Genomic DNA, 6255 nt, shown 5'->3' with positions numbered 1-6255 from the left:
GGCCGCGCGGACGCGGCGCGCTGCGCACGCGGCGGGGTCGGCGACGTCGCCTGCGTGGACGCGGCGGCCTCGGCCGGCGCACCGCCACCGCTCTCGGCGGGCGTGCCGCGGCCGACGAATTCCACCTGCACGCGTCCGGCCTGGTCCGCATCGGTCAGCGGCGGCAGCCAGCGCACGAACGCCACCCACAGCAGGAAGATGGCGAACAGCAGATGCAGCAGCAGGCTGAGCAGCACGGCAATGCGCCGCCACCAGCGCTGGTCGTACGGTGCCGGATCCCAGTGCTGCCACCACAGCCGGCGGAACGCCTGCCACAGCGGCAAGGCCGGCAGGCGCGTGGTCACGGGTGGCTGCGCCGGCGGCATCGCCGCGATCAGTTCGGGGGCCGCGAACGGGCGCGGCACGGCCGGTTGCGCGGCGATCCAGTGCGCCCATGCGTATGGCAGACCGGTGCGGCGGTCGCGCAGCAGCTTGCGCGGCGTGCGCGCCAACAACACATCGAGGATGTCGGTGGCGCGCGTCACCGGCAGCGGGACGTCAGGCGGCCGAATCGCGCGGAATGTAGGGAGCGCTGCCGCTGTCGTGGTCGGTGGCGTCGCGCACCGCGGTCACCCCGGGCACGCGGCCCATCAGCGTCTTTTCGATGCCCTGCTTCAGGGTCACGTCGGCCATGCCGCAGCCGTGGCAGCCGCCGCCGAAGCGCAGCAGCACCACGCCATCGGCGGAGACTTCCTGCACCGCCACGCGGCCGCCGTGCTGGGCCAGTTGCGGATTGACCTCGTTTTCCACGACCCAGCGCACCCGCTCCACCAGCGAGGCCGCCTCGCCCGGCGCTTCGCCCTTGATCTTGGGCGCCTTGATGGTGAGCTGCTGGCCGGTGCCCTGGGTGACGTAGTCGATTTCGGCGCCGTCGAGCCAGGCGACGCTGTCGGCCGCCACGTACAGGGTGAAGCCGGCGCAGTCGATCGCCCATTCGTCGCCGGCCAGGTCCGCCGGCTCGGCGAACTCCAGCCGCGCATCCGCGCGCGGGGTGCCGGCATCGACCGCGCTCAGCCGCACGCCCATGCCGGGCACGGCCTCGCGTTCGAGCAACTTGCGGAAATGGGCCTGTGCGTTGTCTGAGATCTGGATCATGCGGGTATTCTAGACCCTTCCACGCCCTGCGCTCATCGCGGGCGGTATGTTGATCGGCCCTGTCCGTTCCACCGCAGAGACCCTCCATGAACGACCTGATCCCGCTCGCCCAGGCCCATTGCTCGCCCTGCAAGGGCAGCGAGTACAGACTGACCCAGGCGCGCGTCGCCGAACTGCTGCCGCAGGTGCCCGGCTGGGAGGTCGTGGAGAACGGCAATGCGATCAGCCGCACCTTCCGCTTCCCCGACTATTACCGCACCCTGGCCTTCGTCAACGCGCTGGCCTGGATCGCGCACCGCGAGGACCACCACCCCGACCTGGGCGTGCACTACGACCGCGTGGTGGTGCGCTACTCCACCCACGACGTCGGCGGCCTCAGCGAGAACGACTTCATCTGCGCCGCCAAGGCGTCCGCCCTTCCGGAATGATCCCGATGCCCGCTACCGCCCGTCGTCTGTTCCCCCTGGCCTGCGTGAGCGCCGTGTTGCTCAGTGGCTGCGGCCAATCCCAGCAATCCCAGACACACACCGTGGCCCAGCCGCCGACCGAGGTCGCCGCGGTGAAGACGCCGCCGCCGGACTACCCGATCGACGTGGCCTGCGCCGGGCTCGGCGGCACCGTGGTGCTGAAGGTGGTGGTCGGCGTGCAGGGCAAGCCGACCGAAGTGGACGTGGTCACCGGCAGCGGCCAGGCCAAGCTCGACGCCTCGGCGCAGGAGGCCGTGCGCGGCTGGACCTTCAAGCCGGCCACCCGCAACGGCCAGGCAGTGCCGTGGACCATCCAGGTGCCGGTCAACTTCAATCCGCCGCAGCCGCGCCCGGACCGTTGCTTCGCGCTGGACGCGCAGGCGCACAAGGCCGGCTGAACCATGGGCGCGCGCCGCGCGCCTTCACGCGACACCCGCAGCGCGCCGGGTCTGATCGACGCCTCTTTCCTCGGAGCCGCCGGCGCATGCTGGAGATCCCACTGCACAACGTCCTGGTCGCGCTCGCCGTGACCCTCGGCGCCGGCCTGGCCACCGGCCTGGGCAGTGTGCTGGTGCTGTTCAGCAGGGGACCCAATCCGCGCCTGCTCGCCTTCGGCCTGGCGTTCTCCGCAGGCGCGATGGTGTATGTGTCCTTGACCGAGATCCTCGGCAAGTCGATCGCCGCCTTCAGTGCGGCCTTCGATCCGCGCCTGGGCCAGGCCTACGCCACCCTGGCGTTCCTGGCCGGCATGGTCCTGATCGTGGCGATCGACCGGCTGGTGCCCAATCCGCACGAAAGCCTCAACAGCCGCGATCCGCTGTTTCGCGACGACAACCGCGCCTACGTCAAGCGCGTCGGCCTGCTCACCGCGGTGGCGATCACCGCGCACAACTTCCCCGAGGGCCTGGCCACCTTCTTCGCCACGCTGGAGAGCCCGGCGGTGGGCATGCCGCTGGCCTTCGCCATCGCCGTGCACAACATCCCCGAAGGCATCGCCATCGCGGTGCCGGTGCACTACGCCACCGGGCGCAAGTCCTATGCCTTCGCCGCCAGCCTGCTGTCCGGCCTGGCCGAGCCGATCGGCGCGCTGATCGGCTACGTCGCGCTGGCACGCGTCCTGTCCGAGGCAGTGTTCGGCGCGGTATTCGGGCTGATCGCCGGGGTGATGGTGTTCCTGGCCCTGGACGAATTGCTGCCGGCGGCCAAGCGCTATGCGCAGGGGCACGAGACGGTGTACGGCCTGGTCGCGGGCATGGCCACGCTGGCGCTCAGCCTGGTGCTGTTCCGGCTATCCGCGCCGGTCTGAGCATGCCCGTCGACGCCGGCTGAACGGGCGCTCGCTGGCCCGCGCGACGACGCTGCGCAGAAAGGTCGCAGACACCCAAGGCGGCGCATGCTGCGGCCACCTTCGCCCCGCTCGATGAGGTGTCGCATGGATCTCCGCCCCTTTCCTCCGGCCAGGCTGGCCCTGTTCACCGCCCTGAGCGTGGTGGCACTGGGCGCCTGTCAGCGACAGGATGCGCCCGCCCCCGCGGCCCAGGCCGATGCGTCGGCCCCCGCCGCAGCGCCCGCACCTGCGCCCTACGTCCCGCCCACCGCCGACCAGCTGTATCAACTGGTCGCGCCGATCGCGCTGTTCCCGGACAAGCTGCTGGCACAGACCCTGGCCGCCTCGGTGTATCCGGACCAGGTGGTGTCGGCGCAGGACTGGCTGCGCAACAACCGCAGCCTGTCCGCCACCGACCGCCTGCAGGCGGCCGCGGCGCAGCCCTGGGATCCCAGCGTCAAGGCGCTGACCGCCTTCCCCGACGTGGTCGACCAGTTGGCCGGCAACGGCGACTGGACCCGCGCGCTGGGCGACGCCTACGCCCACGATCCCAACCAGGTGCTGGACGCGGTGCAGGTGATGCGCCAGCGCGCGCAGGCGCAGGGCCACCTGCGCAGCACCCCGCAGCAGCGCGTACAGGTGGTGCAGCGCACCGTGGTCGAACCGGCGCCGGCCTATGCCGATGCGGTGCCGCCGCCGACCCGCACCATCGTCATCGAACCGGCGCAGCCGGACGTGGTCTACGTGCCGCGCTACGACCCCGACGTGGTCTACGGCGCGCCGGTCAACGTCTACCGCGAGTACCGCTACCGCCCGCCGCGCCCCTACTACGACACCGGCGACCTGGTCACCGCCGGCATCATCTCCTTCGGCGTCGGCGTGCTGGTCGGCGATGCGCTCGAACACCACCACCACAGCGTGTTCGGCTGGCTGGAACCGGCGCCGCCGTGGCACAGCTGGGGCTGGAACAACTGGGGAGTGAACTGGAACGCGCCGCCGTCGGCGCCGAACTACGTGGTCTACCGCAACAGCGTGTACGCGCCGCGCACCACCATCATCAACAATCACTACGACAACCGCAGCTACGTGCACAACGACTACCGCGGCGCGCCGCCGCCGGCCGCGCCGATGGGCGGTCCGGGTGGGCAGCAGGCCTTCGCTGCCGCGCATGCGCCGGGGGCCGCGATGGCCGCCGCGGCGATGGCGGCGCGCACTCCGGCAGCGGCGTTCGGGCCGGCGCGCGCGCAGCAGCCGGCGATGCCGCAGACCATGCCGCACTTCACCAACCAGATGCTGCAGGCCGGCCGCCCGGTGGCGGCGATGCCACCGCCGGTGCAGCGCCTGCCGGCTCCGGGTACGCCAGCGGCCATGGCCGCCGCGCGCGACCAACGCCTGCTGCCCGGTTTCGCCCAGCGTGCCGCGGCACCGCAACGCAACGTGGCGATGGCGCAGCCGAATGCGCCACGCACGGCACCGTCGATGCCGGTCCCGCAGTTCCATGGCCGGCCGGTGCCGCAGGCGCTGACGCCCACGCCGATGCCGCGCGAAAACGTCGCCAACCACAGCGCAACGCCGACGCCGCGCTTCGCCGAACCGCAGCGGCGCGGCGACCCCGCCATGCAGCCGACCGGCTTCGCCCGCGACAACCTGGCCCGCGAGATGGCGCGTGCGCAGCCACCGCGAGAGGCGATGCCGGCCGAGGCGCCGCGCGCCCAGGCCTGGCATGCGCCGGCGCCCCAGCGTGAGGCGCGCGCGCAGGAGATGCCGCGCGAGACGATGCGCGCGCCGATGCCGGAACCGCGCCAGGAGCAGCACCAGGAACAGCGCGTGGCCCGGTTCTCCCCACCGCCGCGCATGCCCGAGCCGCGGCCGGCCGAGTCGCATCCGGCACAACGCCCGGCACCGGCCCACCACGACGGGCACCACGATCACGACCATCACGAAAGCTGAACGCAGCGCGGGGGCGGCAGCAAGCCGCTCCCGCGGGCCTGGCTCAGCCGAGGCGGTTCAGCGCCTCGGCCAGTTCGTCGGCCAGCGGTGCATTCAATAGATAAGGTGTCTTGCCGTCGTCCAGGCTGAATTCCAGCGAGGCGGCATGCAGGAACAGGCGCTTGAGCCCGATCTGCTCGCGCAGGCGCTTGTTGACCGCCGGATCGCCGTACTTGTCGTCGCCGGCGACCGGATGCCCGAGGTGCTGGGCGTGCACGCGGATCTGATGGGTGCGGCCAGTCTCGATCCGCACCTCGCAATAGGAATGCCCGCCACGCCGCTCCAGCACCCGGAAGTGGCTCAGCGACGGCTTGCCGGCCGCGTTCACCTGCACGTGGCGCTCGCCGCCCTGGCGCAGGCCGATGTGCAGCGGCGCGTCCACGCTCATGGTGCCGTCGGGCATGCGCCCGACCAGCAGGGTCAGGTAGCGCTTGCTGATGCCGCGGCCCTGCACCCGGTCGTCCTCGCGCATCAGCGCCTGCAGTTCGGTCAGCGCCGAGCGCTTCTTGGCCACGATCAGCAGCCCGGAGGTGTCGCGGTCGAGCCGGTGCACCAGCTCCAGCGACTGATTGGGACGCAGCGCACGCAGCGTCTCGATGGCGCCGAAACTGATCCCGCTGCCACCGTGGCTGGCGACGCCGGACGGCTTGTTCAGCGCCAGCAGCCGCGCGTCCTCGTAGACGATCGCCGCCTCGAGCCGGGCCATGAACGCGTCCGGCGGCGCGCTCTTCTCGCCCTCCTCGGTCAAGCGCACCGGCGGGATGCGCACCTCGTCGCCGGCCTCGAGCTTGCGCTCGGCCTTGGTGCGTCCGCCGTTGACCCGCACCTGGCCGCTGCGCATCAGCTTGTAGATCAGGCTGCGCGGCGCGCCCTTGAGCTGGCCGAGCAGGAAATTGTCTACGCGCTGTCCGGCCCTGTCTTCCGGGACCTTGAGAATGCGCACCGCGCTGGTCGCGACATCGCGCGGCTTCGGAGGGATCGGGGGGGAAGTCATCAGGCAGTTTATTCTGTTACACTCGGGGGGCGAGATAAGGGTTTGATTTCGTTGGAAGTTAGTTGAGGGCCAGAAGCCCGGCTTACGACGATTCCGGCACAGTGCGCGACCACCGCCCCCGGGGCGGCCATGTTAGCGGCTCACCGGCCTGCCCGGCCATCGCCGGATGCCGCAAGTGTCCGCGCTGAACATGCCCCGTGCGGCGCCCAGCCTGGCTGGAGTCGCCGCCGGTCCTGAACCACCTAAAAGCAAGAAGCGCTCCCGCGGCTCGCCGTGGTGTCGTAGCGCTGGAAACCCAAGACGCCCACCCCGCGCCTGCGCGATGGGCGACGAAGCGTGACCAG

General features: G+C 71.5%; 6 protein-coding genes and 1 pseudogene. 4 read left to right on the top strand and 3 right to left on the bottom strand.

The genetic code is table 11. From position 1 onward, the window contains the following. Both J7357_RS03515 and J7357_RS03510 read right to left on the bottom strand, forming a co-directional pair. Window positions 1-524 (bottom strand): annotated as a pseudogene (locus J7357_RS03515) (hypothetical protein); the annotation flags it as partial. A 13-nt stretch (window positions 525-537) separates the two neighbouring features. Continuing rightward, window positions 538-1134, bottom strand: coding sequence for an NfuA family Fe-S biogenesis protein (locus J7357_RS03510; protein ID WP_019800223.1), 597 nt, complete (start codon window positions 1132-1134; stop codon window positions 538-540). An 86-nt stretch (window positions 1135-1220) separates the two neighbouring features. Here J7357_RS03510 and J7357_RS03505 point away from each other — a divergent pair, with 86 nt between their 5' ends. The 4 genes from J7357_RS03505 to J7357_RS03490 all read left to right on the top strand — a co-directional run bounded on the left by J7357_RS03505 (window position 1221) and on the right by J7357_RS03490 (window position 4878). After that, window positions 1221-1562 (top strand): 4a-hydroxytetrahydrobiopterin dehydratase, encoded by a 342-nt coding sequence (locus J7357_RS03505; RefSeq protein ID WP_209244848.1) that lies wholly within the window; start codon window positions 1221-1223, stop codon window positions 1560-1562. Between the two features lie 5 nt (window positions 1563-1567). Then, complete coding sequence (locus J7357_RS03500; RefSeq protein WP_209244847.1) at window positions 1568-1999, top strand: energy transducer TonB; 432 nt, start codon at window positions 1568-1570, stop codon at window positions 1997-1999. A gap of 86 nt (window positions 2000-2085) precedes the next feature. After that, entirely contained in the window at window positions 2086-2907 is an 822-nt protein-coding gene (gene zupT / locus J7357_RS03495; protein ID WP_209244846.1) for a zinc transporter ZupT, read from the top strand. Window positions 2908-3033: 126 nt separating this feature from the next. Further along, the gene (locus tag J7357_RS03490; RefSeq protein WP_209244845.1) at window positions 3034-4878 is read left to right on the top strand and encodes a DUF3300 domain-containing protein; all 1845 of its coding nucleotides are present in this window, start codon (window positions 3034-3036) and stop codon (window positions 4876-4878) included. A 43-nt stretch (window positions 4879-4921) separates the two neighbouring features. On the opposite strand, the gene J7357_RS03485 is transcribed toward J7357_RS03490, so the two are convergent. Continuing rightward, a complete protein-coding gene (locus tag J7357_RS03485) occupies window positions 4922-5911 on the bottom strand; it encodes an RluA family pseudouridine synthase (RefSeq protein ID WP_043090516.1) in 990 nt (329 codons plus the stop codon). Window positions 5912-6255 lie beyond the last annotated feature (344 nt).

The organism is Xanthomonas sp. D-109, assembly GCF_017746095.1.
In the GTDB taxonomy this organism is placed as follows: Bacteria; Pseudomonadota; Gammaproteobacteria; order Xanthomonadales; family Xanthomonadaceae; genus Xanthomonas_A; species Xanthomonas_A sacchari.
Note: the sequence above shows the minus strand (reverse complement) of the source record. Positions and strands in the feature narration are given on the sequence as shown.

Coding starts and splice junctions, on each gene's coding strand:
- J7357_RS03500 (WP_209244847.1), top strand. CDS start 1,568: ATGCCCGCTACCGCCCGTCGTCTGTTCCCCCTGGCCTGCGTGAGCGCC.
- J7357_RS03485 (WP_043090516.1), bottom strand. CDS start 5,911: ATGACTTCCCCCCCGATCCCTCCGAAGCCGCGCGATGTCGCGACCAGC.
- J7357_RS03505 (WP_209244848.1), top strand. CDS start 1,221: ATGAACGACCTGATCCCGCTCGCCCAGGCCCATTGCTCGCCCTGCAAG.
- J7357_RS03490 (WP_209244845.1), top strand. CDS start 3,034: ATGGATCTCCGCCCCTTTCCTCCGGCCAGGCTGGCCCTGTTCACCGCC.
- zupT (WP_209244846.1), top strand. CDS start 2,086: ATGCTGGAGATCCCACTGCACAACGTCCTGGTCGCGCTCGCCGTGACC.
- J7357_RS03510 (WP_019800223.1), bottom strand. CDS start 1,134: ATGATCCAGATCTCAGACAACGCACAGGCCCATTTCCGCAAGTTGCTC.